The following is a 26085-nucleotide window of genomic DNA, read 5'->3' on the forward strand; positions in this document are numbered from 1 at the left end:
AACAGAGAAATAATGGGGTGGCTGATGGGGCTCGAACCCACGACAACCGGAATCACAATCCGGGACTCTACCAACTGAGCTACAGCCACCACTGAAATCATCGCCATTTTGTGTCTGCCAAGGCTTGGCCAAGGTCATCTTGAGATAATCTGCCGAATGGACGATAAATCACACTCTTCGTCAATAACTCAATGATTTAAAACACATTTTAAATGGCGCGCCCTGCAGGATTCGAACCTGCGACCCACGGCTTAGAAGGCCGTTGCTCTATCCGACTGAGCTAAGGGCGCATTGCCTCGACAAGCCTGGCGGCATGTCGAAAAACCTGGTCGGTGATAAAGGATTCGAACCTTTGACCCTCTGGTCCCAAACCAGATGCGCTACCGGGCTGCGCTAATCACCGAAAATCTCGTCTCCAGCATAGCGACAGCGGCTGTACTGGGCAACGGGCCGGCATCATACCCAAGCGGGAAAGCCAGCGTCAACGAATTTTTCCACCAATGAATTCAAATGCCTACTTATTGCCCTCCATGCGAGAGCCGCTAACACCCGTGGCAAAAAAATGCGACAATGCGCGGCAGTTGAACACATGGTGAGTGAAGAACGATGTCTGCCAAAATCATTGATGGAAAACAGGTTGCGCAAACGATTCGCAATCAGGTCGCAGCGCAAGTCCAACAGCGGTTGGCACAAGGAAAACGGGCGCCGGGCTTGGCGGTGATCCTGGTCGGGGTGGATCCTGCCTCGCAGGTCTATGTCGGCAGCAAGCGGCGCGCCTGTGAAGAGGTGGGCTTTATCTCCCGCTCTTACGATCTGGACGCGACGGCAAGCCAGGAAGAGTTGCTGGCACTGATCGATAAGCTGAATGAAGACGCAGACGTTGACGGTATTCTGGTACAGCTCCCCTTGCCGGCTCACTGCGATACGACTCAGGTATTGGAGCGTATTCGTCCCGACAAGGACGTGGATGGTTTCCACCCCTACAACGTGGGTCGGCTGGCACAGCGTATTCCGGCACTGCGCCCCTGTACGCCCAAGGGCATCATGACGCTGATTGAAGCGACCGGTGTAAAAACGCACGGTCTGCATGCGGTGGTAGTCGGGGCATCCAACATCGTCGGTCGGCCGATGACGCTGGAGCTGCTGCTGGCAGGTTGTACTACCACCACCTGTCACCGTTTCACTCAGGATCTGGAAGATCAGGTTCGCCGTGCCGACCTGCTGGTGGTGGCGGTTGGGAAACCCAACTTCATTCCGGGTGAGTGGGTCAAACCGGGGGCACTGGTGATCGACGTGGGTATCAACCGGTTGGCGGACGGCTCTCTGGTTGGTGACGTTGAGTTTGAGACCGCGCGCAATCATGCCTCCTTCATCACGCCTGTGCCGGGTGGGGTGGGTCCCATGACGGTTGCCAGCCTGATGGAAAATACCCTGAGCGCCTGTCAGGACTATCACGACAGCGCGCAATGATCTCTTTCTAGTCTGCTCGGGGGAACGAACTTCTCCTGTAAATTGCAGCAATAAAAAAACCGGCAACTTTGCGGCTTGCCGGTTTTTTTATTTATCCAGTTCGACTCTTACATGTTCTGTGCTTCGTTTGGCACAATGACAGAGGCGTGATTGCCTTTCGGCCCCTGCTGCAGTTCAAAGTTGACTGCTTGACCTGCTTTCAACGTCTTGTAGCCTTCCATTTGTATCGTGGAGTAGTGGGCGAAGATATCTTCACCACCTCCTTCCGGACAGATAAACCCAAATCCTTTTGCGTTGTTAAACCACTTGACTGTTCCGGTTGCCATACATCTACATCCTTTTATTGATTACCTTGAAGTCGTTGAGTAACCTGCGCCAGCCCTTTATAACTAGTAACATAGCCCATAGCAGACGGGCGCCGATTAGCAAGTAACCAATCTAGTCTAACTTTTGAGCGAGTCAAGGAGTTGTTAACAACTGATGTGATCTGGTTAACAAGTCTATTGACAATCTTGTGTTAGGCGGTAGTAATCTAGAGGTACCAAAGCGCGATTATGAGCAAGCAGAAAGAACTCTTTGCTAATGAAGAGATTGCAGAAGCAGAGAAAACCAAGCTGCAACCGCCACCCATGTACAAGGTCGTCCTGAACAACGACGACTACACACCGATGGAGTTCGTGGTGGAGGTGCTGCAAAAGTTCTTTGGTATGGATTTGGACAAGGCCACTCAGGTGATGCTGAGCGTGCATTATAGTGGTAAGGGAGTCTGTGGCACGTTCACCGCCGAGATTGCCGAAACCAAAGTGGTCCAGGTCAACACCTATGCACGTAACAACGAACATCCACTGCTGTGTACCATGGAAAAGGCTTGAATCTGATGACTTGATGGCGATGACGACACCACATTGTTGCTGTACTAGGGGAGGTGCCTATGTTGAATAAAGATCTAGAAAAGACGCTGAACGAGGCTTTCAAACTGGCCCGTGACGAGCGCCACGAATTCATGACTGTCGAGCACCTGTTGTTAGCCCTGCTGGATAACAGCTCAGCCCATGAGGCGCTGAGTTCTTGTGGTGCTGACGTGGAGCTGATGCGCAAAGAGATCAGCGCATTCATCAGTCAAACAACCCCGCTTATTCCCCGTGACGATGAAGATCGTGAAACCCAGCCCACGCTGGGCTTCCAGCGGGTGCTGCAACGCGCCGTGTTCCATGTCCAATCATCGGGCAATACGGAAGTCAGTGGTGCCAACGTGCTGGTTGCCATTTTTAGCGAGCAGGAGTCCCAGGCCGCTTACTTCCTGAAAAAGGCCGAGATCAGCCGGCTGGACGTGGTCAATTTCCTCTCCCATGGCGTGCGCAAAGACAGCAAGCCGGACAACAGCAGCAACAATGCCGAGTCCGACGACGATGTGTCTGCCGCCCAGATAGAAAGCTTTGCCACCAACCTCAATCAGCTGGTGCTGGAAGGGCGTATCGATCCGCTCATCGGACGGGATCAGGAGCTCAACCGTACCATCCAGGTGCTCTGCCGTCGTCGCAAGAACAACCCCTTGTTGGTCGGTGAAGCCGGGGTGGGCAAGACGGCCATCGCCGAAGGGCTGGCCTATCGTATCGTCAAGGGCGATGTGCCCGAGGTGATTGCGGGCAGCACTATTTATTCTCTGGACATGGGCTCGCTGCTGGCGGGGACCAAATATCGCGGTGATTTCGAGAAGCGCCTCAAGGTGCTGCTCAAGCAGATCGAGCGCCAGGAAGGGGCGATCCTGTTCATCGACGAGATCCACACCATCATAGGGGCAGGGGCTGCCTCCGGTGGTCAGCTGGATGCGGCCAACCTCATCAAGCCGCTGCTCTCCAATGGCTTGCTGCGTTGTGTCGGCTCCACCACCTATCAGGAATACTCCCAGATCTTTGAGAAGGACCGTGCTCTGGCGCGTCGCTTCCAGAAGATCGATATCGTCGAGCCCAGTGTGGACGACACTACCCGCATCCTGATGGGGCTCAAGAGCCGCTATGAGGCTCACCACGGGGTGCGCTACACCGTCAAGGCCATCCGCGCAGCGGTGGAGCTCTCTGCCAAGTACATCAATGATCGCCATCTGCCTGACAAGGCGATCGACGTGATCGACGAAGCTGGTGCCGGGCAACGGCTGCTGCCGGCGAGCAAGCGTAAGAAAGTGATCAATGTGCAGGAGATCGAAGCCATTGTGGCCAAGATTGCTCGCATCCCGGAGAAATCAGTCTCGTCTTCCGACAAGGAGGTGCTGAAGAATCTGGAGCGCAATCTCAAGATGGTGGTATTTGGTCAGGACAAGGCCATCGAGGTGCTGACCGATTCCATTCGCTTGTCACGTTCGGGCTTGGGTAATGAGCGTCGCCCGGTGGGTTGCTTCCTGTTCGCCGGCCCGACCGGGGTGGGCAAGACCGAGGTCACTCAGCAGTTAGGCAAGGCACTCGGCGTCGAGGTGCTGCGCTTTGACATGTCGGAGTACATGGAACGCCACACCGTCTCCCGCCTGATCGGGGCACCTCCCGGCTATGTGGGCTTTGAGCAGGGGGGACTCCTGACCGATTCGGTACTCAAGCACCCGCACTCAGTGGTGTTGCTGGACGAGATCGAAAAAGCGCACCCGGATGTGTTCAACCTGCTGCTGCAGGTGATGGACAACGGCACCCTGACCGACAACAACGGGCGCAAGGCGGATTTTCGCAACGTGATCCTGGTGATGACCACTAACGCCGGCGTGCAGGAGACCCAGCGCAAATCCATCGGCTTCCAGCAACAGGATATGAGCCACGATGCCATGGCGGTGATCAACAAGACGTTCAGCCCGGAGTTTCGCAACCGGCTCGATCACACCATCTGGTTCAATCATCTGGATATGACTGTGATACATCAGGTGGTCGACAAGTTCATCGTCGAGTTGCAGGTACAACTGGATGCCAAGGGCGTGTCTCTTGAAGTGTCCGAGGGTGTCCGCCACTGGTTGGCCGAGAAGGGATATGACAGGGCCATGGGAGCGAGACCCATGGGGCGGGTCATCCAGGAACACCTCAAGAAACCCCTTGCCAATGAGATCCTGTTCGGATCCTTGGTCGATGGGGGGGTAGTGAAGGTTGAGTTGATAAATGACAGCCTCAGCTTTGACTATCAGGTCAATGTTGAAGCTGTTTCCCACTAAGCTTAACGCTGTTGGAAAACCACAAAAAACCCCAACCGGAAGGTTGGGGTTTTTTGCTGAATTCCTGGCTTAGCGAGAGCGGAAAACAATACGTCCCTTGGAGAGGTCGTACGGAGTCAGAGCTACCGTTACTTTGTCCCCAGTCAGGATACGGATGTAGTTTTTGCGCATCTTGCCGGAAATATGAGCGATAACCACGTGACCATTCTCCAGTTCCACACGGAACATGGTATTGGGCAGGGTTTCGAGAATAGTGCCCTGCATCTCAATACTGTCTTCTTTAGCCATTGAATCCTCTTGATAAGCCACAACAAAAAATCCGCTGGATCATGCCGGATTTAAGGCTATGTGTAAAGTTTACTCGGGCTTGCTGTCGATATTTTTCCATTCCCCCTGTATCAACCGTTCATGGGGCAGATACTGGCGCTTGTAATTCATCTTGCGGCACTCCTCCACCAGATAGCCCAGATATAGCCAGCTACGACCGGTTCTTCTAGCCAGTTCCAACTGGCTCAGAATGGCGAAGGTACCGAGGGAGCGATCGGCATGGGCCGGGTCGAAAAAGGTGTACATGGCGCTGAGGGAATGGGGCAGCAGATCCGTGGTAGCGACCCCGATCAACCGGTTATCCTTGCGCATTTCCAGATAGAGGGGCGGCATCCAGTCACAGTGCAGGAAGCCCTTGTACTGGGTACGGCTGGGGGGATACATGCTGCCGTCATGATGGCGTTCGCGAATGTAGCGCTCATAGAGCTGGTAGTACTCTGGCTTGTCGTCGTAGCTGAGTACCAGCTCGATATCCTGATTGAGCTGGCGGATCCGCTTCTGGCTGCGGCTCGGCACGAAGCGCTCGCTGTGGATGCGCAGGGACTGGCAGGCATTGCAGGCCGGGCAGTGGGGACGATAAATGTCGTTGCCGCTGCGCCGAAAGCCGGCCGTCAGCAGGCGTTCGTAGCCGCTGGCATTGAGCAGACTGTGATCCATCAAGACCAGCAATTGCTCCTGCTCATGACCCAGATAGCTGCATTGGTGCTTCGGGGTCAGCCCTACCTTGAGGATCACTTCTTCGGTCATAGCAAAATGCTCCCCGTTTGCCAGCAATTGGCCGCCAGCGGTTGTCGGCTCAGTTGTGCCAGCGTCGTCAAAAATTGGCGTCTTGGCCACTCTTCTATTCCCAGGGTGGCCAAAAAATCGTTCTGCATCTGGCAATCGATCAAGGCGCCATTATGGCAGGCGAAGTGCCGGCAGAGGGCCACCATGGCCAGTTTGGCGCCGTTGTCGATACGGCTGAACATGGACTCGCCGCAGAACACCCGGCCGAGGGAGAGACCATAGAGGCCGGCTTGCAGCTTGCCCTCCTGCCAGATCTCGATGGAGTGGGCATGGCCAAGGCGGTGCAATTGTCGATAGGCGTCGATCATGGGTGTGCTAATCCAGGTTCCACTGGCACTGCGACGGGGCGCGGCGCAGGCCGCTATAACCTCATTAAAGGCGCGATCGATGGAAATATCGAATGAGGTACCACGGATAAATTTGCGCAGGGTGCGACCGATGTGCAGCTGTTCCGGCCGGATGACGCCTCTGGGATCCGGTGACCACCACAGCAGCGGCTGGTGGGGTTCATTCCACGGGAAGATCCCCTTGTGGTAAGCTGCCAGCAAGCGGGCAGGGGAGAGATCCCCGCCGATCGCCAGCAGGCCGTTGGGTTCCTCCAGGGCATGCTCGGGGTCGGGAAACCAGCACAGCTCATCATCCAATTGGGTAAGATAGCGAGACATAAGGTAACGAGGTTCATAGATGAAGGCCATTATCCTGATAGTATCCAGCTTGTTTTGCTTTGTCACTGCGCCCGCCTTGGCTCAGGTCTACGAGCGCAATACGGCAAGGCCCGTGAATCAGGTGGTGTTTGGCCAGGTCGAGACGGTGCGCAACATCACCCAGCGCCAAATTCTGGAGTCAGAACACTCCGGCTGGAAAACCCTGGGCGGCGCCGTCCTGGGCGGGCTGCTTGGCAACCAGTTTGGTGGCGGTCATGGCCGTGAAATCGCTACTGCGGTCGGCGCATTGGCGGGGGCGGCTGCGGCGCAGCAGTATCAATCGGGCGGCAGCGTGGTGGAGAACAAGCTGGTGGAGCTGCTTATTCGCAACGAGCAAAACGGGCTAGTGAACGTCATTCAGGATTACGATCCGGCCATGGTGTTCATGAACGGCGACAAGGTGCGCATCCTCTATTTCGACGATGGTGTGCGGGTGGACAAGACCTATTGAAGCAGGCGCTGGCTCAGGCGGTCATCAAGGGGGGAGAAGTGACCCGACACGCTGCCGGCTGGGCAAGCTGTCGGGCGGGTACTACACGGAGAACATCTGGCGAGGTAACGTCAGGCCGATGAGTCCTGCGACACTATCTTGTCACGGCCGGTGTTCTTTGCCTGATAGAGCAGGCGATCCGCCTCGCTCAGTGCCTCGTCCATGGAACCGCGCCCGACCTTGATCACGCCGAAACTGGCGCGTACAAACAGCGGCGTCTCCCTGGACAGCGGTTGCTGGCGCATCTGCTGGCGCAGCCCCTCCAGCCGTTTGAGCAGCACCGGCACGGTGCAGTGGGGCACCATCAGGGCAAACTCCTCGCCACCAAAACGGGCGATCATGGCATCGGGGAAGAACTGGTTGAGCAGCCGGGTGAGGTGGCAGAGCAGCTGATCGCCGATGGCATGACCCCAGTGATCGTTGACCTGCTTGAAGTGATCCACATCGAGCACGCACAGCGCAAGCGGCGTCTCCTGACGCTGGTGCTCCTCAAACCATTTCTGTCCTTCATTGAACCAGTAGCGCCGGTTGTAGAGCCCGGTCAGGTAGTCGCGATTGGCCGACTCCTGGATGCTGTTGAACTGCTCCAGCGCTTCCAGGTTATGGCTGACCCGGCATTGCAGCTCTTCCGGTTCGAACGGCTGGTTGAGGAAGTCGTTGGCACCCTGCTTCAGGTAGCGGGCAGAGAGGCCGCGCTTGTCCGACACCGAGATGCCGATGATGGCGAGCTGCTGCTTGCTGTAACGCTCGCGCAGCATGCGCACCAGGCTGATCCCGTCAATTTCTGGCATGTAGTAGTCGACCAGCACCAGCCGAATGGCCGGGTTCTGTTCGAGCTGGGCCAGGGCCTCGCGGGCGTGGCTCGCCTCATGCACCTGCAGCAGCTGCTTGCGCAACTGGGCCATGGTGCGGTGGCGGGAGGTGCGTGAATCATCGACCACCAGTACTTCGATGCGTTGGTTGAGGTAGAGGCGATGAACCAGGCTGACGGCGTATTGCAGGGAGTGGCGTGAATCCTTCATCACATAGTCCAGTACTCCCGCCTCCAGCCAGGCTGCACGCTTCTCCTCGCTGATATCGGCAGTGAGGATCACCACCGGCAAGCCCCGCTCCAGCAACACCTTGACCGCTTCCCCGCTGGGGGCATCCGGCAGGGTCAGATCCACCAGTGCCACCACGTACTCTTCTCCCCGACAGTGGCGGGCACCCTCCAGGGTATCGAATGCATCGATCTCCAGCCCGGTTTGCTGGGCAATGGCCTGGATCAGCATCCGTCGAATGGTCAGACTGTCCTCGACTATCAATATTTTCTGTTTCATCCGGCTCCTTAAAGTAAAAAGGCATGCCTCGCGGCATGCCTTTTATATCCCTTGTGCTTATTGCGCGTCCAGATAGCGCTCGGCATCGAGGGCGGCCATACAGCCGGTGCCGGCCGAGGTGATGGCCTGGCGGTAGGTGTGGTCAGCCACGTCACCGGCGGCAAATACCCCTTCGATACTGGTCTGGGTGGCGAAGCCGTCGAGGCCGCCACGCACCTTCAGATAGCCGTTCTGCATATCCAGCTGGTCGGCGAAGATCTGGGTGTTGGGCTGGTGACCGATGGCAATGAAGACGCCCATCAGTGGCAGGTCGGTGGTGGTGTCGTTCTGGGTGTTGCGCAGACGCACACCGGTCACCCCCATGTCGTCGCCCAGCACTTCGTCCAGAGTCTGGTGGGTGTGCAGTACGATATTGCCGCTGGCCACCTTGTCGTGCAGACGCTTGATCAGGATCTTCTCGGCGCGGAACTCATCGCGACGGTGAATGAGGTGCACCTTCTTGGCGATGTTGGCCAGATAGAGCGCCTCTTCCACGGCGGTGTTGCCGCCGCCGACCACGGCTACTTCCTGATTGCGATAGAAGAAGCCGTCACAGGTGGCGCAGGCGGAGACGCCGCGGCCCTTGAAGGCCTCTTCGGAAGGCAGGCCCAGGTACTTGGCGGAGGCACCGGTGGCGATGATCAGCGCATCACAGGTGTATTCGCCGTTGTCGCCCTTGAGACGGAACGGACGCTGGGTCAGCTGCACTTCATTGATGTGATCGAACAGAATGCGGGTATCGAACTTCTCCGCATGCTCTTTCATGCGCTCCATCAGGGCCGGACCGGTCAGACCCTCGGGGTCACCGGGCCAGTTCTCCACTTCGGTGGTGGTAGTCAGCTGACCGCCTTGCTGCATGCCGGTGATGAGCAGCGGATTGAGGTTGGCACGGGCGGCATAGACGGCGGCAGTGTAGCCCGCCGGGCCTGACCCCAGGATCAGCAGTTTGCTATGAGTGACTTGGCTCATGATGTGATTTCCGAGACGTGATGAGTTTGCGCGATTGTAGGTAATTCGTGATAAGGGGTCAAAGGCCAGTGAGTCGATTGCATCAATCGGCTGGCGGGGTGGGGGGCAGGGTAAGAAAGGTCTGAAAACATGCCCTGTCGCGGAAGGCTCCACAACCGGGCTTGGCGCGCCTTGATAAGGAGCACAACGGCTCTCTCGCCATGGTGATGTGAGAGGTGGCGCTTGGTATCCGCTGGCGCTTACCGGGCGTGGCGCGCATTTCTATTGATAAGGTGGGGAAGGGCGCTTGCAGCCGCGTTTGCCAGCGGGCGCTATCCGCTCGGCTGATCCTGTCCGCTGGTGTGGCGGCGATATAAGCGCGATTGACAAGTTTTGGCGCAGTGGCCCTCGCTGTCGGCAGCTTTGCTGCACAGAGCCTCAGGCCAAGCCCGCCCCATGAGGATGGGGGGCACACATTATCAGGCTGCGCACTGACACGAGGTGGAAGCGCGTGTTGGCCGCTCTCCCGATGGGCACATTCACGATGGCGAATCCCCGTTATCCTGCAGGGCGAATGCCAAATCATTGCCGGGCAGTTGCGACGAAGACGCAGGGAAGGGGGAGTCATTATGTTTTGAGTCTGATGGATACGCTGGCCGCGGTGAAAATTGCTGCAATGCAGGACAAAATAGCGACAGTGGCAGCGTGATAATCTGCACCACCTGAATCAATGCCGCTTCCTGCGCCGCTTTGGGCGAAAACAGTATGGTTTCGTGCTGTCAGTTCACGTACACTGGCCACAGCCATGCCTACGCGGTATTCATGGTTTTTTATTTCTTTAGGTACACCGATAATCATGCTATCCCTCGACTATCGATTGGTGGTTTATGTTGCAAGCTAGTTTGGCAACATTTGCGCCTTGCATATTCAGGTATTGACAGGATTTGTGACCATAATTATAAAATGACTGGTGATTCTTACCAAAAAATAGCCAAAGGATGGAATAAATGATGGAAGCTAAGAGTCGGCTAAAGGATTTGGACAGGATTGACCGCAACATTCTGAATGAGCTGCAAAAGGATGGCAGAATTTCGAACGTTGAGTTGTCCAAACGAGTTGGCCTGAGTCCTACACCGTGTCTGGAACGGGTTCGTCGCCTCGAGCGACAAGGGTATATCGAAGGGTATGCCGCCATTCTGAACCCTCATTATCTGGACGCGTCTCTGCTGGTATTCGTGGAAATTACCCTCAATCGCGGTGCCCCCGATGTGTTTGAACAGTTCAACAAGGCTGTTCAGGTGCTCGAGGAGATCCAGGAGTGCCATCTGGTCTCCGGCGATTTCGACTATCTGCTCAAGACCCGAGTCAGCGACATGTCGGCCTATCGCCGTCTGCTGGGGGAAACCCTGCTGCGTCTGCCCGGTGTCAACGACACTCGCACCTATGTGGTGATGGAAGAGGTCAAACAGAGTAGTCGTCTGGTGATCAGCACCCGTTGAGTCGGGTTATGCTGTGGCTTGCCAGCCTTGCGACAAGTCACGACATTCAGAAACGAGCGGCCGGTCCGCTCGTTTCTTCTTATCGAGTCGGTTGTGAATATGGCCGCCACGCCAGGCACTGGCTGACAACCGGTGGGCTTTTCAGGGATACTAGGCCCCCTTATCCCCCTGCATTACATGTTTTCAGAAAGGAGCCGGAGTTTGGCCGATAAAAAGCTGTTTACTCCTTTATCAGGTACACAACGGATCTTCGAAGCCGTCTTGATCGCCATCACTCTGATGGCTGCCTATCTCTTGCTTGCCCTGTTGTCCTACCACCCCGCCGATCCCGGTTGGTCCCAGACCTCCTGGCAAGGGGAGGTGAAAAACCTCGCCGGCAGCGCGGGGGCCTGGCTCGCCGACATCACCATGTTTACCTTCGGGGCGTTTTCCTATCTGGTTCCTCCCTTGGTCGTGCTGCTGGGCTGGAGCCTGTTCTGGCGTCCAAGCCGGCTGCTCGATGTGGATTACCTCACCCTGTCGGTGCGCATCGTCGGTTTCGTGCTGACCGTGCTCGGCATGTCCGCCATCGCCAGCATGAACTTCAATGATCTGCAGAATTTTTCCGCCGGCGGCCTGGTGGGGGACGTGATCTCCTCCGCCGTGGTGCCGCTATTTGGCGGGGTCGGTGCCAACCTGATGCTGCTCTGCTTCGTGGCCACCGGCATCACCCTGTTCACCGGCTGGTCCTGGCTGACCATCGTCGAGCGGATCGGCGCTGCCTGCACCGGTTCGGTCAGCGCCGTTTACCATTTTCCCACCACCCTCGGCCGCTGGCTGACCGGTGGCTGGCGCCAGCCTCGCGTTGAGGGGCCGGATCCCTTGCTGGAAGGGGGCGTGGGTGCCATCGAACTCGATGACGAGGAAGATGAACCGCACTCCAGCTGGACCCGTCGTCCCAAGGAGAAGGCCAGCGCCAAGAGCCAGAAGGCCAAGTCCGATGAGTGGCTGCCCGAGCTTGACGAGGATACCTTCCAGTTCGACCCGCAGTTTGACGATGAAGATGACGAGCCGGCCCCGGTGGCCAAGGCCAAGCGTGCCGCCACCAACGGCGCTCGTCGTCAGCCTGCCTTGGTCACGGCCGATGACGAGGACGATGATCTCGACCTGCCCTGGGCAGAAGGGGATGAAGAGGCGCCTGCGCCGGCGGCTCCCACGCCCGGCAAGCCCAAGCGCCGCCTGCAACCTGGGCTGCCCCCCTTGCCCAGCATCGAGCTGCTGGACCGTCCGCCCGCCAAGACCCAGATGATGAGCAAGGACGAGCTGGAGCGCATGGGCCGACTGGTGGAGGCGAAACTGGCCGACTACAACGTGCAGGCCAAGGTGGTGGGCGTCTATCCGGGCCCCGTCATCACCCGTTTCGAACTGGATCTGGCGCCTGGTATGAAGGCGAGCAAGATCACCAACCTCTCCCGCGATCTGGCCCGCTCTCTGTCGGCCAGCAGCGTGCGGGTGGTGGAAGTGATCCCGGGCAAGACGTTCGTCGGGATCGAGCTGCCCAACCGGGTGCGTCAGACCGTCTATCTGCGCGAGACCCTCGATTGCGACGCCTTCCGCGATAGCCGCAACCCGCTCACCATGGGGCTGGGTCAGGACATCGCCGGCGAACCCGTGGTGGTGAACCTCGCCAAGATGCCCCACCTGCTGGTGGCCGGTACCACCGGCTCCGGTAAGTCGGTGGGGGTGAACACCATGATCATCTCCATGCTCTACAAGTCGACGCCGGACGATCTGCGCTTCATCATGATCGACCCCAAGATGCTGGAGCTGTCGGTCTACGAGGGGATCCCCCATCTGCTGACCGAGGTGGTGACCGACATGAAGGACGCCGCCAACGCCCTGCGCTGGTGCGTGGGCGAGATGGAGCGTCGCTACAAGCTGATGTCGGCGGTCGGGGTGCGCAACCTCAAGGGCTACAACGACAAGGTGCTGGCGGCCATCGAGGAGGGCGAACCCCTGCTGGATCCGCTGTGGCGGCCGGGCGACTCCATGGACCAGATGCCGCCTGAGCTGGAAAAACTGCCCCATATAGTCGTGGTGGTGGACGAGTTTGCCGACATGATGATGATCGTCGGCAAGAAGGTGGAGGAGCTGATCGCCCGTATCGCCCAGAAGGCGCGGGCGGCCGGTATTCACCTGATCCTCGCGACCCAGCGTCCGTCGGTGGATGTCATTACCGGTCTCATCAAGGCCAACATCCCGACCCGTATCTCGTTCCAGGTGTCGAGCAAGATCGACTCCCGTACCATCATCGATCAGGGCGGTGCCGAATCCCTGCTCGGCATGGGCGACATGCTCTACATGCCGGCCGGTACCTCCAACCCGACCCGGGTGCACGGCGCCTTTGTCGACGACCACGAGGTGCACAAGGTGGTGGCGGACTGGAAACTGCGCGGCGAGCCGAACTACATCGAGGAGATCCTCTCCGGTGAATCCGGCGGCGAGGGCGGCAGCGGCGAATACGGTGGTGGTGACGACGAAGAGCTCGACCCCCTGTTCGACGAGGCGGTGGCCTTCGTGGTGGAGTCGCGCCGCGGCTCGACCTCCAGCGTGCAGCGCAAGTTCAAGATTGGTTACAACCGGGCGGCCCGTCTCATCGAGCAGATGGAAAACCAGGGCATCGTCAGCGCCCCGGGCGGCAATGGTCAGCGCGACGTGCTGGCCCCGCCACCGGTACGGGACTAAGCCTCACCCCTCTATCATCCTGGCCATGCCCCTGCGGCGTGGCCTTTTATCGAGATAGCCGTTATGAAAAGCGTGATGAAAAAACAACTGTTGATGGGCACTGTGCTGCTGGTTGCCAGCAGCCAGGTGTGGGCCGACGCGGCCAGCGATCTCAAGCAGAAGCTGGCGGGGGTGAGCCTCTTCTCCGCCAAGTTTGCCCAGACCGTCTATGACAGCAAGGGCAAGGAGCTGCAGCGCGCCGGTGGCGATCTGCTGGTGCAGCGCCCTAATCGCTTCAACTGGCACACCACCTCGCCGGACGAAAGCCTGATCGTGGCCGATGGCAAGGATGTCTGGGTCTATGATCCCTTCGTCGAGCAGGTGACCGCTCTCAAGATGAAGGATGCCGTGCTCAACACCCCCTTCGTGCTGATCGCTGGCAACGACAACAGCCTCTGGAAGAACTATGACGTGACCCAGGAAGGGGATGTCTATACCGTCACCAGTCGCAATCAGGACGAGCTGATCGCCTCCTTCCGCATCACCTTCGACAGGCAGAACAACATCAGCCGCTTCGACGTGAAAGAGGCCCAGGGCCAGTGGAGCGAGTTCACCCTGAGCAACTTCAATCGCAAGCCGGTGCTCAAGGGCAACGAATTTGTCTTCAAGATCCCCAAGGGGGTCGCGCTGGACGATCAGCGCTGATGAGCAGACGGTCGCTGGATTTCTGGTCGGCCCGTCTGCCAATGGCGACGGGCGTGACGCTGGGGGTCAATACCGATGAGTAACCTCTTGTTGGATGTCTCGTCGACCCGTTTTTCCATGGCGGTATGCGTGATACTGAACGGTCAATACAGATGAGCAACTTGTCGCTGGATTTCTCGTCGGACTTTCGTCCGTTGGCGGCCCGGATGCGGCCGCAAACCCTCGAGCAGTACATAGGTCAGCAACATATTCTGGGGCCTGACAAGCCCCTGCGCAAAGCGATCCTGGCCGGCCACTGCCACTCCATGATCCTGTGGGGGCCTCCCGGTACCGGCAAGACCACGCTGGCTGAACTGATGGCGCATTACTGCCAGGCCGAGGTCGAGCGGCTCTCGGCGGTCACCTCCGGCATCAAGGAGATCCGCGCCGCCATCGACAAGGCCAAGGAGAACAGCTGGCGCGGAGTGCGCACCATCCTGTTCGTGGACGAGGTGCACCGTTTCAACAAGAGCCAGCAGGATGTGTTCCTGCCTCACATAGAAGACGGCACCATCACCTTCATCGGTGCCACCACCGAAAACCCCTCGTTTGAACTCAACAACGCGCTGCTCTCCCGGGCCCGGGTCTATCTGCTCAAACGGCTGGAGGAGGAGGACATCCTCACCCTGATCGATCAGGCGATGCAGGATGCTCGCGGGCTCAATGATCCGGCGCTGACCTTCGCCCCCGGGGTGAAGGAGGCGCTGGCCAAGGCGGTGGATGGGGACGGGCGCAAGTCCCTCAACTACCTGGAGCTGCTGGCCGACATGGCCGAGCCCGATGGCAGCGGCCACAAGCTTATTGACAGTACCCTGCTGGCCGCCGTGGTGGGGGAGCACGTGGCGCGCTTCGACAAGGGGGGCGATCACTTCTACGACCTCATCTCGGCGGTGCACAAATCCATTCGCGGCTCGGCGCCGGATGCGGCGCTCTACTGGTATGCCCGCATGGTGAGCGCCGGTTGCGATCCACTCTATATTGCCCGCCGGCTGCTGGCGATTGCCTCCGAAGATGTGGGCAATGCCGACCCCCGTGCCATGCAGGTCGCCCTGTCGGCCTGGGACTGTTTCCACCGCATCGGACCGGCGGAAGGGGAGCGGGCCATCGCCCAGGCGATCGTCTACCTCGCCTGCGCGCCCAAGAGCAATGCGGTTTACACCGCCTGGAAGGCGGCGCTTCACGATGCCAAGAATCTGCCGGATTTCGAGGTGCCGCCGCACCTGCGCAACGCACCGACCAAGCTGATGAGCGAGCTGGGCTATGGCGCCGAGTACCGTTACGCCCACGACGAGCCCGGTGCCTATGCCGCCGGCGAGCAGTACTTCCCGCCCGAGCTGGCCGGCAAGCAGTACTATCAGCCCACCGATCGCGGCCTTGAGAAGCAGATTGGCCAGAAGCTCGACTATCTGCATCAACTGGATCGGCAGAGCCCGCGGCAACGGGACAAATAGTGGTGCGGCTGGCGGCTGGTAGCGAGCCTCTCCCGGGTCTGTCTTACCGGGTTGCGCGTTAATTGGTCAGCCGATTTGATCCAGGTCGTCATCCCCCGGAAAACAGGGCAAAACGGGCGCAATAGTCCCTGTTCGGGCGGGGGGGCGGTCTGATACACTGGCCCTCTGACCCCGCTTGTCTTGGCCTGGTGCCATCTTCTTGATTTCGAAAGCCTGCTCACCATAGGCCCGATTCTGAAAGACGACAGGGGTGCGCCAACCGATGTTAACTTCCGGATCTGTTTTCCAGCCCGTCATGATGACTCAGGCCCAGATCCCATTTTAAAAAAGTAGGTAAACCATGCTGGATCCCAAATATCTGCGCAGCGATATCGCCGAAGCTGCCGCTCGTCTGGCGACACGTGGCTACGTTCTGGACGTAGCGGCTGTCAATGCTCTGGAAGAGAAACGCAAGGATCTGCAGTCCCGTACCCAGGAGCTGCAGGCCGAGCGCAACGCCCGCTCCAAATCCATCGGTGAGGCTGCCCGTCGCGGCGAAGATGTTGCCCCGCTCAAGGCCGAGGTCACCAAGATCAACGAAGAGCTCGAGACCAGCAAGGTCGAGCTGGATGCCCTGCTGGCCGAGCTGAAGGTCATCGCAGACGCCATCCCCAACCTGCCGAGCGACACCACCCCGGTCGGTCGTGACGAGAACGACAACGTGGAAGTGCGCCGCTGGGGCACCCCGCGCGAGTTCAGCTTCCCGGTACGGGATCACATCGATCTGGGTGAAGCGGCCAAGGGCGTTGACTTCAAGAACGGCGTCAAGCTCTCCGGCTCCCGCTTCGTGGTGATGAAGGGCCAGATTGCCCGTCTGCACCGTGCCCTGGCCCAGTTCATGCTGGACCTGCACACCCTGCAGCACGGTTACACCGAGTGCTATGTGCCCTATCTGGTCAACCCGGACAGCCTGTACGGTACCGGCCAGCTGCCGAAGTTCTCCCAGGACCTGTTCAATACCGGCATCGATGGCGAAGGGGAAGAAGAGGGCAAGGTACGCAAGTTCTCCCTGATCCCGACCTCCGAAGTGCCGCTCACCAACATGGCCCGCGACGAGATCTTCGACGAGCAGGAACTGCCGATCAAGATGACCGCCCACAGCCCCTGCTTCCGTTCCGAAGCCGGCTCCTACGGTCGTGACACCCGTGGCCTCATCCGCATGCACCAGTTTGACAAGGTCGAGATGGTCCAGCTGGTGCACCCGGAGAAATCCTGGGAAGCGCTGGAAGAGATGGCGGGCCATGCCGAGAAGGTGCTGCAGCTGCTGGAGCTGCCGTATCGTGTGATGGCGCTCTGTACCGGTGACATGGGCTTCTGCGCCGCCAAGACCTACGATCTGGAAGTGTGGCTGCCGGCCCAGAATACCTACCGCGAGATCTCCTCCGTCTCCAACTGCACCGACTTCCAGGCACGCCGCATGCAGGCTCGCGTGCGCATCGATGGCAAGCCGCAGCTGCTGCACACCCTGAATGGCTCCGGTCTGGCGGTGGGTCGCACCCTGGTGGCGGTGATCGAGAACTACCAGCAGGAAGACGGCCGCATCGCCATCCCGGCGGCGCTGCAATCCTACATGGGCGGCCTGACCCACATCGGGTAAGCGCTCATTGCAGACGACAACGCCATGGCATGCCATGGCGTTGTGCATTCTGGCGTCGGTCAACCGTTTCAATGGCCGTGAATGCGCTGGTTCGCCACCTGTTTGAACCGTTAACACATTTTTATCAAGCATTGCGCAATCGTTTTTGTTAGACTGCGCCGCAATTTCGCAGGACATCTTTTTCTATGGTCTGGATTGATTACGCCATCATCGGCATCGTCGGTTTCTCTGCTCTCATCAGCCTGGTGCGCGGCTTCGTCAAGGAGGCCATGTCCCTTGTCACCTGGTTCGTCGCCTTCTTCATCGCCAGCCATTTCTATTCGGATCTCGCCATCTACTTCACCTCGTTCAGCGACCCGCTGGTGCGCAACGGCCTGGCCATCGCCGCCCTGTTCGTGGCGACCCTGATCCTTGGCAGCGTGGTGAACTACGTGGTGGGGCTGCTGGTGGACAAGACGGGGCTGTCCGGCACCGATCGGGTGCTCGGCATCTGTTTTGGCGCTATTCGCGGGGTACTGATCGTCAGTGCCCTGCTTTTTTTCATGGATACCTTCACCAACCTCTCCCAGAGCGACTGGTGGACGGCGTCCAAGCTGGTGCCCGAGTTCAAGCCGGTCATCCAGTGGTTTTTCGGGTTCATGCTGAACTCATCGAGTTTTCTTAAACAGGTATAGTGACTTCGAGGTAGCAAAGACATGTGTGGTATTGTCGGTATAGTTGGCACCACCCCCGTCAATCAGGCCCTCTACGACGCCTTGACGGTGTTGCAGCACAGGGGACAGGATGCCGCCGGGATCGTGACCATTGACAGTGGAAACTTCCGGCAACGCAAGGCCAACGGCCTGGTGAAGGACGTGTTTGAAGTGCGTCACATGCAGCGCTTGAAAGGGCATATCGGCATAGGACATGTCAGATATCCCACCGCAGGCAGCTCCAGTGCCGCTGAAGCCCAACCTTTTTACGTGAACTCCCCCTACGGCATGGTGCTGGCCCACAACGGCAACCTCACCAACGCCAAGGAGCTCAAGGAGCAGCAGTTCAAGGTGGCCCGTCGCCACATCAACACCACCTCGGACTCCGAGGTGCTGCTGAACGTGCTGGCGCACGAGCTGGATCTCTGCGACAAGATGGCGCTGTGCCCGGAAGACATCTTCTCGGCGGTGCGCAAGGTGCACCAGCAGATCCGCGGTGCCTATGCCGTGGTCTCCCTGGTGATCGGCCACGGTCTCATCGGTTTTCGCGATCCCAACGGCATTCGCCCGCTGATCCTGGGTCGCCGGGTCGACGAGCAGGGGCAGGTGGAGTACATGCTTGCCTCCGAGAGCGTGGCGCTTGACGCCATCGGTTTCGAGACGGTGCGCGACGTCGCGCCGGGGGAGGCCATCTACATCACCGAGCAGGGCCAGCTCTTCTCCGAGCAGTGTGCGGAGAACCCGCAGATGAGCTCCTGCATCTTCGAATATGTCTACTTCGCTCGCCCTGATTCGTGCATCGACAAGGTGTCGGTCTATGCCGCCCGCCTCAACATGGGTCGCAAGCTGGGTCAGAAGATTGCCCGCGAGTGGGAAGATCTCGACGTGGACGTGGTCATCCCCATCCCCGAGACCTCCTGCGACGTGGCGCTGGAGATCGCCCACACCCTGGACTTGCCGTACCGGCAGGGCTTCGTGAAGAACCGCTACATCGGCCGTACCTTCATCATGCCGGGTCAGACCCAGCGCAAGAAGTCGGTGCGCCGCAAGCTCAATGCCATCAGTTCCGAGTTCAAGGGCAAGAAGGTGTTGCTGGTGGACGACAGCATAGTGCGCGGTACCACTTCCGAGCAGATCATCCAGATGGCCCGTGAAGCGGGGGCCGCCAAGGTCTACTTCGCCTCGGCGGCGCCGGAAATTCGCTTCCCCAACGTCTATGGCATCGACATGCCCACCGCCAACGAGCTCATTGCCCACGGCCGGGAAGTGGAAGAGGTGTGCAAGCTGATTGGCGCCGACGGCCTCATCTTCCAGGATCTGGAAGATCTGGAAGCGGCGGTGCGGGAGATCAACCCCGAGCTGCGCCACTTCGAGACCTCGGTGTTCAACGGTCACTACGTCACCTCCGACGTGGACCAATCCTACCTCGACCACCTCAACGCCATGCGCAGCGATGACAACAAGGCGGTGCGCGAGTGGCAGGAAGGCACCAGCAACCTGGAAATTTTTAACGAAGGCAGTTAAACGTTTTCCACGCTGGGGTGTTGCAACGAGATGGGGGCCTTGGCCCCCATTGTTGTTTCCGCTCGCCGAAAAGGGCCCGCATCTGCTTGAAAAAGCAGCGTTTGTACCAGTAGCTATGGGCAGTGGCGGCGGGATCCGCTAGCATGGGCCGCCGCCGTATCAACCCGAACAGACGAGAATTCAGATGGATGACCTGCTAGCCCCTGTGCGCCAGTTTTTGCACTGCGAGACCCCGGATGCGTGGATCGAGATGGCGCGGGATCCCGCCTGGTTGCCGACCCTGCTCATCGATCACGCCAACTGCGAAAACAAGGCCGCGCTCACCGCCCACAGCCTGGTGCGCCGCTACTGCCTGCCCAAGGGCAAGCGTCATTTGTTGCCCAAGCTGGAGTTCTATCGGGAGTTGGATGCGATTCCGGAAAAGGCCGAGATCCTGGGCAAGCGCAGCATGGGGGAGTCTGATCGCACCGTGTTCGAGGAGCTGTCCCGCAATCCGTTGCTGTTTCCCATGGTGCGGCTCATCCAGGAGGAGCTGCATCACTTCGAGCAGGTGTTGGAGATCATGCAGGCCCGCGACATTCCCTACGGCCCGGTGACCGCCTCCCGTTATGCCCGCAACCTGATGCAGCATGTGCGCACCCACGAGCCCGCCACCATCGTCGACAAGCTGATCATCGGCGCCTATATCGAGGCGCGCTCCTGCGAGCGGTTTGCCAAGCTGGCGCCCCATCTGGACGAGGAGCTGGGGCGTTTCTACGTCTCCTTGCTGCGCTCCGAGGCGCGCCACTACCAGGACTATCTGGCACTGGCAGAGCAATATGCGGGGGAGGACATCAGTGAACGGGTGGCCTTCTTCGGCCAGGTGGAGGCGGAGCTGATCCGCTCGCCGGATCCGCAGTTCCGGTTCCATAGCGGTCTTCCTGTCAGATCTGACGGTTGTTGACGGGCAGGGCGCTGCCTACCATTGCAGCGTTCCTACTACGAGCGACGCATTCATTTTTGAGCGCAATTCCCGGCCCCTGAGCCGGGATTTTTTTGTCTCTTTTTCAGGCGCGACGACGGTGGGCAAGGGCCAGTGTCGCGCCGCCGGGCGAGGATCAGCGGCGGTATTCGTTGTTGTAGTTCTGGATTAGGCGCCGGGTCACCTCATGCTGGGGATCGGCGAACACCTTGAGGGTCTTGCCGCGCTCCACTACCCGCCCTTCGTGCATCACCAGCACCTCGTCGCTGATGTGGCTCACCACCCCCAGATCGTTGGCCACCAGCACATAGCTCAGCCCCATGGTCTCCTGCATCTCCAGCAGCAGGTTGATGATCTGCGAGCGTACCGAGATATCCAGGGTGGAGAGCGCCTCGTCGGCCACCACGATCTTGGGGTTGAGGATCAGCGCCCGTGCCAGCGCCACCCGCTGCTGCTGACCGGCGGAGAGCATCTGCGGATAGAAGAGGGCGTGGTCCGCCAGCATGCCTACCATGCGCAGGGTCTGCACCACCTTGTCGCGGCGCTCCTCCTCGGTCATCTCGGTGTTGAGGCGCAGCGGCGTCTCCAGGATCTGGCCGACCCGGATCTTGCGGTTGAGGGAGGAGTTGGGGTCCTGGAAGATCATCCGCAGCAGCTTGCAGCGGGTCTGATAGTCACCGTGGATCATCGGCTGCCCCTCGATGGCGATCTCGCCACCGCTCGGCTCTATCATGCCCGCCAGAATGCGGGCCAGGGTGCTCTTGCCGGAGCCGGCCTCGCCGACGATGGCCAGGGTCTGGCCCACCTCGAGATCAAAGGAGAGCGGCTTGATGGCTTCCACCGCCCGGCGTCGAAACAGGCCGGTGCGGTTCTGATAGGTCTTGCACAGGCCCCTGACCTGCAACAGGGAGGGTTCGATCACTGTCCTGGCTCCTTGGTGAGAGGGCATGCTGCCACGCTCTGATACGGGATTGAATTCACTTTTTGGGCTCTTCCATGTTCAACGGGAAGTGGCAGCTGAACTGGTGCCCCTTGATCTTGCTCATCAGCGGGGTCTGCACGCACTGCTTCTGGGCATAGGGGCAGCGGGGGCCGAGCCGGCAACCGATGGGCAGGTGCTGCAGGGGCGGAATGACGCCGGGCAGGGTTTCCAGGCGCGACTTGTGGCGCACCAGCTTGTCAAAGTCGGGGATCGACTTGAGCAGCGCATCGGTATAGGGGTGGTGCGGCGTCTCCAGGATCTGCTCCCGGGTGCCCACCTCCACCATCTGGCCGCAATACATCACGTTGATGGTGTCGGTCAGGTTGGCGATGGCGGCGATGTCGTTGCTGATGATGAGAATGGTGGTGTTGCCCAGCTTGTTCATCTTGTCCAGCAGCCGCAGGATCTGCGAATGGGTGGTGGACTCCATGGCGCTGGTGGGCTCGTCCGCCACCAGCAGGCGCGGCTGGTTGGCAATCGCCATGGCGATCATCACCTTCTGGCACATGCCGTCCGACAGCTCGTGAGGGTAGGCCCGCATCACCTTGCGGTGATCCTTGACGCCGACCCGGTGCAGCAAGGCGATGGCCTTCTTCTTGCGCCACTGGAAGCGCTGCCAGAACTGCCCTTCGAAGGAGTCGGTCGGGATCGCCTCTTCCAGCTGGGTGCCGATCTCCTCGGAAGGGTCGAGACAGCTGATGGGGTCCTGGAAGATCATGGCGATCTCGCGGCCCATGATGCGGCGCCGCTCGCGGGGCGCCATGGTCAGCAAGTCCATGTCGTTGAAGCGCATCCGGTCGGCGCGCACCGTCCAGTTGTCCTTCTGGATGCCGACGATCACCTTGGCCACCAGGCTCTTGCCGGAGCCGGATTCGCCCACCAGGCCGCGGATCTCCCCCTCGGCCAGGGTCAGGCTCACCTTGTCTACCGCCTTGACCTTGCCCTGGGGGGTGTCGATCTCGATGGTGAGGTTGCGTATGTCGAGCAGAGGCATTAGTCGTTCCCCTCTTTGAGTGCTTCGCGAATGCCTTCGCCCACCAGCGATGGGTTGACCTGCACGCCGTACAGGAATTGGCGGGGGACAAGGGTGAGCATGCCTATCTTGGGCACAGAGCATTGCATCAGTCATTCCCTTCTTTGAGCGCTTCGCGAATACCTTCACCTACCAGGTTGGTGACCAGCACGCTGAACAGGATGGCCATGCCCGGCAGGGTCACGGTCCAGGGGGCGAGATAGATGAGATCGCTCGAGTCGGCCAGCATGGCGCCCCATTCCGGTTGCGGTGACTGAGCGCCGAGGCCGAGAAAGCCCACCGCCGAGATGTCGAGGATGGCTGCCGACAGGGTGCGGGTGGTCTGGGCCACCAGGGTCTCGACGATGTTCGGCAAAATGGCCAGCCGCATGATGCGCAAGGGGGGAGAGCCGTCGAGCCGGCTGGCGATGATGTACTCCTTCTGCATCTCGGTGTGGACCGCGTTGTAGGTGGCCCGGATGAAGGGAGGGATCAGCGCCAGGGTGATGGCGATCAGGGTGTTGAACAGACCCGGCCCCAGGATGGCCACCATGATGATGGCCAGCAGCAGGGAGGGGATGGAGAGCAGGGTATCGAGCAGGTGGTGCAGCACGCTCGACTTGAGCCCCTTGCTCATGCCGCCGAGGATGCCGATGGCGGTACCCGCCACCATGGCGATCACTACCACCAGCAGGGCGTTGCCAAAGGTGAACCTGGCGCCCACCACCAGCCGGGAGAGGATGTCGCGGCCCAGATCGTCGGTACCGAGGAAATAATCGATGTTGCCGCTGTTGGCCCAGGAGGGGGCCAGCAGCAAGCGGGCGCTGTGCTGCTCGTCGATGCCGTAGGGCACCACCAGCGGGCCGAACAGGGTGATGAGCAGCAGGATCACGAAGCACCAGAGCCCTGCCATCGCCAGCGGATTGCGGCGATAGGAGGCCCAGGTCTGCTCCAGCGGCGAGAGGATCTTGAGCTCGGGGTAGAGGCTAGTCTTGTCTTGCATAGGATTCCTGGCTCCGGGTCATGCCATGAACACGTTCAGTCTTGTTTTGCATAGAGTTCTTTGCGCCGCGCCGGGTAGATGATGGTGGTGAGCAGCTCGGTGCTGACGCTGATGAAGATGACGAAGCTGGCCACCACCAGGGTGGCACCGCGGATGGCTGCGTAGTCCTGCAGGGCGATGCTGTTGATGAGCCAGCGGCCGATGCCGTGCCACTCGAACACCACCTCGGTGATCATGGCGGAGGTGAGCACGCTGCCCAGTTGCAGGCCCAGCAGCGGCAGCACCGGCGGCAGGGCGTTCTTGAGGCCGTGACGCCAGACGATCTGGCGACGGGAGAGGCCGCGGCTGGCCGCCGCCTTGATGTAGTTCTGCTTCATCACGTCGATGAGGGAGCTGCGCACGTGGCGGATCACCTCGGTGGTGGGCACCACCGCCAGCACCAGCGAGGGCAGGATCAGGTGGCGCAGAGCGTCGTGCAGGGCGGCCTGGCGCCAGGGTTCGTGGCTCATCAGCACGTCGATGAGGGCGATGCCGGTGATGGAGGGCACGTCATAGAGCAGGCTGATCTGGCCGGAGGCGGGCAGCCAGCCCAGATCCAGCGAGAAGAACATCACCACCAGCAGCGCCAGCCAGAACACCGGCACCGCGTAGCCGATGAGGCCGGCGGTCATGATGGTGAGATCGAGCGGCTTGCCCTGGGAAAGGGCCGCCAGGGTGCCGAGCGTAATGCCCACCAGCAGCGAGATGGCGAAGGCCGCCACGCAGAGGATCAGGGTGGCGGGGAAGTAGTGACGGATCTCGTCCAGCACCGGCAGGCCGGAGACGCTGGAGAGCCCCAGATCCCCGTCCAGAATGCGGCGCAGGAAGTCGGGGTAGCCGCTCCAGAAGCTGGCCTGCTGGCCGATGAGGCGCACGTCCAGCAGGTAGGCGACGAAGGTCAGCGCCAGCAGGGTGATGAGCAGCAGATTGATGCGACGCAGGATATAGAGAAACATGCTTACTCCCGATAGGCCTGGTTGAAGACGGTGCCGCCAAAGGGCATCAGGGAGAGCCCCTCGATGTCGCTGCGGCTGACCTGGGTGCGCAGGGCATGGGCCAGCGGAATGAGCGGCATCTGCTCGTTGAGCAGGGTCTGGGCGTAGTAGTAGTTGCGCAGCCTGAATGCCAGCTGGGGCGTGGTCACCGCATCGTCCAGCAGCTGATCAAACGCCGGGCTGCACCAGCGGCTGTAGTTGTTGCCGCGCTCGACGGCGGCGCAGCTCAGCAGCTGGCGAAAGAAGTTGTCCGGATCGGCGTTGTCGGCAATCCAGCCGCTGAGCAGGCTGTCGTACTGGCCCTGGGCGAGGCGGGCCTCGATGACCGGCCACTCCTGCTGCACGATTTTGAGCTTGATGCCGACCTTGGCCAGATCGCTTCGCATCAGCTGGGCGGTTTTGAGGGCATCCGGGTTGTAGGCGCGCGAGCCCGGCTGCACCAGCACCTGCATCTCGAACCCTTGCTCCAGTCCCGCCTCCTTGAGCAGCTGACGCGCCCGCTTGAGATCCGGCTGGCGCATCGGCAGGGAGGGGTTGTAGCCCCAGGAGAGCGGCGGCAGCAGGCTGTTGGCGGGCTGGCCCGTCTCGAAATAGACCGCCTGCAGCAGGTTGTCGATGTTGATGGCGCTGGCGATGGCCTGGCGCACCTGCACCTTGTTGAACGGTGCCTTGCGGGTATTGAGGGCGAGGAAGGCGACGTTCATGCCGGACTGCACCGTCAGGCTGAGGTCGGGATCCTGGTCGATCACCGACAGCTGGCTGGCGGAGGGGGTACTCATCACGTCGCACTCGCCGGTCAGCAGCTTGGCCAGCCGCTTGGACGATTTGGGGGTGATGTCGTAGATGAGCTGCTCAATCTTGGCCTCGCCGCCCCAGTAACCGGGGTGGCGCAGGTAGCGCACGTATTCGTTGTGGCGATACTCCTTGAAGCTGAACGGCCCGGTGCCCACCGGGCGGCTGTCGATGAGCCCAGGGGTGCCGGCCTTTTGCAGCTGCCCGGCATACTCGGCGGAGAGCACGATGGCGTAGTCGCTGGCCAGGGTGGCGAGGAAGGAGGCATCCGGCCGGTTCAGCTCGAATACCACCTGATCCGTGCCCTTCTTGTAGACCCGCTTGATCAGCTGATCCAGCCCCAGGCTGTAGAAGTAGGGGTATTCGCCGCCGGAGACGTCGTGATAGGGGTGCTGCTTGTTGAGCAGCCGCTGCCAGGTGAACACCACGTCGTCGGCGTTGAGGGGGCGAGAGGGGTTGAACCAGGGCGTGTGGTGAAAGGTGACTCCCTTGCGCAAGGTCAGGGTATAGAAGAGGCCGTCTTCGCTGGTGCTCCAGCGGGTGGCGAGCCCTCCCTCCAGCGCCAAGGTGTTGGGGTTCACCTCCAGCAGACGGTCGTAGAGCGGGCGCGAGCTGGCATCCAGGGTCACCCCGGAATTGGAGACCTGGGGATTGAAGGTCTGGGGCGAGCCTTCGGCACAATAGATGAGTCCCGTCCTGGACGCGTCGTCTTGTTTCTGACAACCGGTGAGCAGCACCAGCACTCCAAGCAGCAAGGGTTTGAGCATTCTCATTGTCGAACCATG

The 26085-nt window shown here is 60.1% G+C and carries 25 protein-coding genes and 3 tRNA genes; 12 read left to right on the forward strand and 16 right to left on the reverse strand.

What is annotated here, in order from left to right:
• Positions 1-13 precede the first annotated feature (13 nt).
• The 3 genes from PG881_RS07450 to PG881_RS07460 form a co-directional block, all read right to left on the reverse strand.
• Positions 14-89, reverse strand: a tRNA-His gene (locus PG881_RS07450).
• Between the two features lie 124 nt (positions 90-213).
• A tRNA-Arg gene (locus tag PG881_RS07455) sits at positions 214-290 on the reverse strand.
• 36 nt (positions 291-326) lie between these two features.
• Positions 327-403 (reverse strand) — tRNA-Pro (locus PG881_RS07460).
• Positions 404-606: 203 nt separating this feature from the next.
• Between PG881_RS07460 and folD the strand changes: the two genes are divergently transcribed.
• Positions 607-1470 (forward strand): bifunctional methylenetetrahydrofolate dehydrogenase/methenyltetrahydrofolate cyclohydrolase FolD, encoded by an 864-nt coding sequence (gene folD, locus PG881_RS07465; protein ID WP_043168397.1) that lies wholly within the window; start codon positions 607-609, stop codon positions 1468-1470.
• A gap of 107 nt (positions 1471-1577) precedes the next feature.
• On the opposite strand, the gene cspD is transcribed toward folD, so the two are convergent.
• Positions 1578-1796: a cold shock-like protein CspD gene (cspD, locus tag PG881_RS07470; protein ID WP_005300025.1), complete on the reverse strand. Its 219-nt coding sequence runs from the start codon at positions 1794-1796 to the stop codon at positions 1578-1580.
• Between the two features lie 228 nt (positions 1797-2024).
• Between cspD and clpS the strand changes: the two genes are divergently transcribed.
• Positions 2025-2342 (forward strand): ATP-dependent Clp protease adapter ClpS, encoded by a 318-nt coding sequence (gene clpS / locus PG881_RS07475; RefSeq protein WP_005300028.1) that lies wholly within the window; start codon positions 2025-2027, stop codon positions 2340-2342.
• A 59-nt stretch (positions 2343-2401) separates the two neighbouring features.
• The gene (clpA, locus tag PG881_RS07480) at positions 2402-4654 is read left to right on the forward strand and encodes an ATP-dependent Clp protease ATP-binding subunit ClpA (protein ID WP_118881399.1); all 2253 of its coding nucleotides are present in this window, start codon (positions 2402-2404) and stop codon (positions 4652-4654) included.
• A gap of 69 nt (positions 4655-4723) precedes the next feature.
• Here the strand turns inward: clpA and infA are convergent, their stop codons facing one another.
• The 3 genes from infA to aat form a co-directional block, all read right to left on the reverse strand.
• Positions 4724-4942, reverse strand: coding sequence for a translation initiation factor IF-1 (infA, locus tag PG881_RS07485; RefSeq protein WP_005300033.1), 219 nt, complete (start codon positions 4940-4942; stop codon positions 4724-4726).
• Between the two features lie 69 nt (positions 4943-5011).
• Positions 5012-5728, reverse strand: coding sequence for an arginyltransferase (locus PG881_RS07490; RefSeq protein ID WP_011705735.1), 717 nt, complete (start codon positions 5726-5728; stop codon positions 5012-5014).
• Positions 5725-6432, reverse strand: coding sequence for a leucyl/phenylalanyl-tRNA--protein transferase (gene aat, locus PG881_RS07495; protein WP_270799011.1), 708 nt, complete (start codon positions 6430-6432; stop codon positions 5725-5727). The genes PG881_RS07490 and aat overlap by 4 nt, the downstream gene beginning before the upstream one ends.
• A gap of 19 nt (positions 6433-6451) precedes the next feature.
• Between aat and PG881_RS07500 the strand changes: the two genes are divergently transcribed.
• Positions 6452-6922: a glycine zipper 2TM domain-containing protein gene (locus tag PG881_RS07500; protein WP_270799013.1), complete on the forward strand. Its 471-nt coding sequence runs from the start codon at positions 6452-6454 to the stop codon at positions 6920-6922.
• A gap of 110 nt (positions 6923-7032) precedes the next feature.
• On the opposite strand, the gene PG881_RS07505 is transcribed toward PG881_RS07500, so the two are convergent.
• The 3 genes from PG881_RS07505 to PG881_RS07515 form a co-directional block, all read right to left on the reverse strand.
• Positions 7033-8280: a response regulator gene (locus tag PG881_RS07505; protein WP_270799015.1), complete on the reverse strand. Its 1248-nt coding sequence runs from the start codon at positions 8278-8280 to the stop codon at positions 7033-7035.
• Between the two features lie 57 nt (positions 8281-8337).
• Positions 8338-9288 carry a thioredoxin-disulfide reductase gene (gene trxB, locus PG881_RS07510; RefSeq protein WP_017409663.1) on the reverse strand — a complete coding sequence of 317 codons (951 nt, stop codon included), beginning with the start codon at positions 9286-9288 and terminating at the stop codon, positions 8338-8340.
• A gap of 606 nt (positions 9289-9894) precedes the next feature.
• A complete protein-coding gene (locus PG881_RS07515; protein WP_135354313.1) occupies positions 9895-10125 on the reverse strand; it encodes an alanine dehydrogenase in 231 nt (76 codons plus the stop codon).
• A 149-nt stretch (positions 10126-10274) separates the two neighbouring features.
• Here PG881_RS07515 and lrp point away from each other — a divergent pair, with 149 nt between their 5' ends.
• The 8 genes from lrp (at position 10275) to miaE (ending at position 20459) form a co-directional block, all read left to right on the forward strand.
• Positions 10275-10766 (forward strand): leucine-responsive transcriptional regulator Lrp, encoded by a 492-nt coding sequence (gene lrp, locus PG881_RS07520; protein ID WP_005300047.1) that lies wholly within the window; start codon positions 10275-10277, stop codon positions 10764-10766.
• 201 nt (positions 10767-10967) lie between these two features.
• Positions 10968-13490 carry a DNA translocase FtsK gene (locus PG881_RS07525; RefSeq protein ID WP_024944039.1) on the forward strand — a complete coding sequence of 841 codons (2523 nt, stop codon included), beginning with the start codon at positions 10968-10970 and terminating at the stop codon, positions 13488-13490.
• Positions 13491-13565: 75 nt separating this feature from the next.
• Complete coding sequence (lolA, locus tag PG881_RS07530; protein WP_011705742.1) at positions 13566-14174, forward strand: outer membrane lipoprotein chaperone LolA; 609 nt, start codon at positions 13566-13568, stop codon at positions 14172-14174.
• Between the two features lie 152 nt (positions 14175-14326).
• Positions 14327-15664 carry a replication-associated recombination protein A gene (locus tag PG881_RS07535; RefSeq protein WP_167825126.1) on the forward strand — a complete coding sequence of 446 codons (1338 nt, stop codon included), beginning with the start codon at positions 14327-14329 and terminating at the stop codon, positions 15662-15664.
• A 340-nt stretch (positions 15665-16004) separates the two neighbouring features.
• Positions 16005-17300: a serine--tRNA ligase gene (gene serS, locus PG881_RS07540; protein WP_016350460.1), complete on the forward strand. Its 1296-nt coding sequence runs from the start codon at positions 16005-16007 to the stop codon at positions 17298-17300.
• Between the two features lie 185 nt (positions 17301-17485).
• The gene (locus PG881_RS07545; protein ID WP_011705745.1) at positions 17486-17974 is read left to right on the forward strand and encodes a CvpA family protein; all 489 of its coding nucleotides are present in this window, start codon (positions 17486-17488) and stop codon (positions 17972-17974) included.
• Between the two features lie 21 nt (positions 17975-17995).
• Positions 17996-19516: an amidophosphoribosyltransferase gene (purF, locus tag PG881_RS07550; protein ID WP_270799023.1), complete on the forward strand. Its 1521-nt coding sequence runs from the start codon at positions 17996-17998 to the stop codon at positions 19514-19516.
• A 184-nt stretch (positions 19517-19700) separates the two neighbouring features.
• Positions 19701-20459 carry a tRNA isopentenyl-2-thiomethyl-A-37 hydroxylase MiaE gene (gene miaE / locus PG881_RS07555; RefSeq protein WP_270799025.1) on the forward strand — a complete coding sequence of 253 codons (759 nt, stop codon included), beginning with the start codon at positions 19701-19703 and terminating at the stop codon, positions 20457-20459.
• 154 nt (positions 20460-20613) lie between these two features.
• On the opposite strand, the gene PG881_RS07560 is transcribed toward miaE, so the two are convergent.
• The 6 genes from PG881_RS07560 to sapA are packed head-to-tail and all read right to left on the reverse strand — an operon-like array spanning position 20614 to position 26067.
• A complete protein-coding gene (locus PG881_RS07560; protein ID WP_011705748.1) occupies positions 20614-21399 on the reverse strand; it encodes a peptide ABC transporter ATP-binding protein in 786 nt (261 codons plus the stop codon).
• Positions 21400-21454: 55 nt separating this feature from the next.
• The gene (locus PG881_RS07565) at positions 21455-22453 is read right to left on the reverse strand and encodes a peptide ABC transporter ATP-binding protein (protein WP_005300065.1); all 999 of its coding nucleotides are present in this window, start codon (positions 22451-22453) and stop codon (positions 21455-21457) included.
• Positions 22453-22581 (reverse strand): hypothetical protein, encoded by a 129-nt coding sequence (locus PG881_RS07570; protein ID WP_005300067.1) that lies wholly within the window; start codon positions 22579-22581, stop codon positions 22453-22455. The genes PG881_RS07565 and PG881_RS07570 overlap by 1 nt, the downstream gene beginning before the upstream one ends.
• The gene (locus PG881_RS07575) at positions 22581-23474 is read right to left on the reverse strand and encodes an ABC transporter permease subunit (RefSeq protein WP_011705750.1); all 894 of its coding nucleotides are present in this window, start codon (positions 23472-23474) and stop codon (positions 22581-22583) included. The genes PG881_RS07570 and PG881_RS07575 overlap by 1 nt, the downstream gene beginning before the upstream one ends.
• A gap of 35 nt (positions 23475-23509) precedes the next feature.
• Positions 23510-24469 carry an ABC transporter permease gene (locus PG881_RS07580; protein WP_270799028.1) on the reverse strand — a complete coding sequence of 320 codons (960 nt, stop codon included), beginning with the start codon at positions 24467-24469 and terminating at the stop codon, positions 23510-23512.
• Positions 24470-24471: 2 nt separating this feature from the next.
• The gene (gene sapA, locus PG881_RS07585; RefSeq protein WP_270799251.1) at positions 24472-26067 is read right to left on the reverse strand and encodes an ABC transporter substrate-binding protein SapA; all 1596 of its coding nucleotides are present in this window, start codon (positions 26065-26067) and stop codon (positions 24472-24474) included.
• Positions 26068-26085 lie beyond the last annotated feature (18 nt).

Source organism: Aeromonas sp. QDB54 (assembly GCF_027707385.1).
Taxonomy (GTDB): domain Bacteria; phylum Pseudomonadota; class Gammaproteobacteria; order Enterobacterales; family Aeromonadaceae; genus Aeromonas; species Aeromonas hydrophila.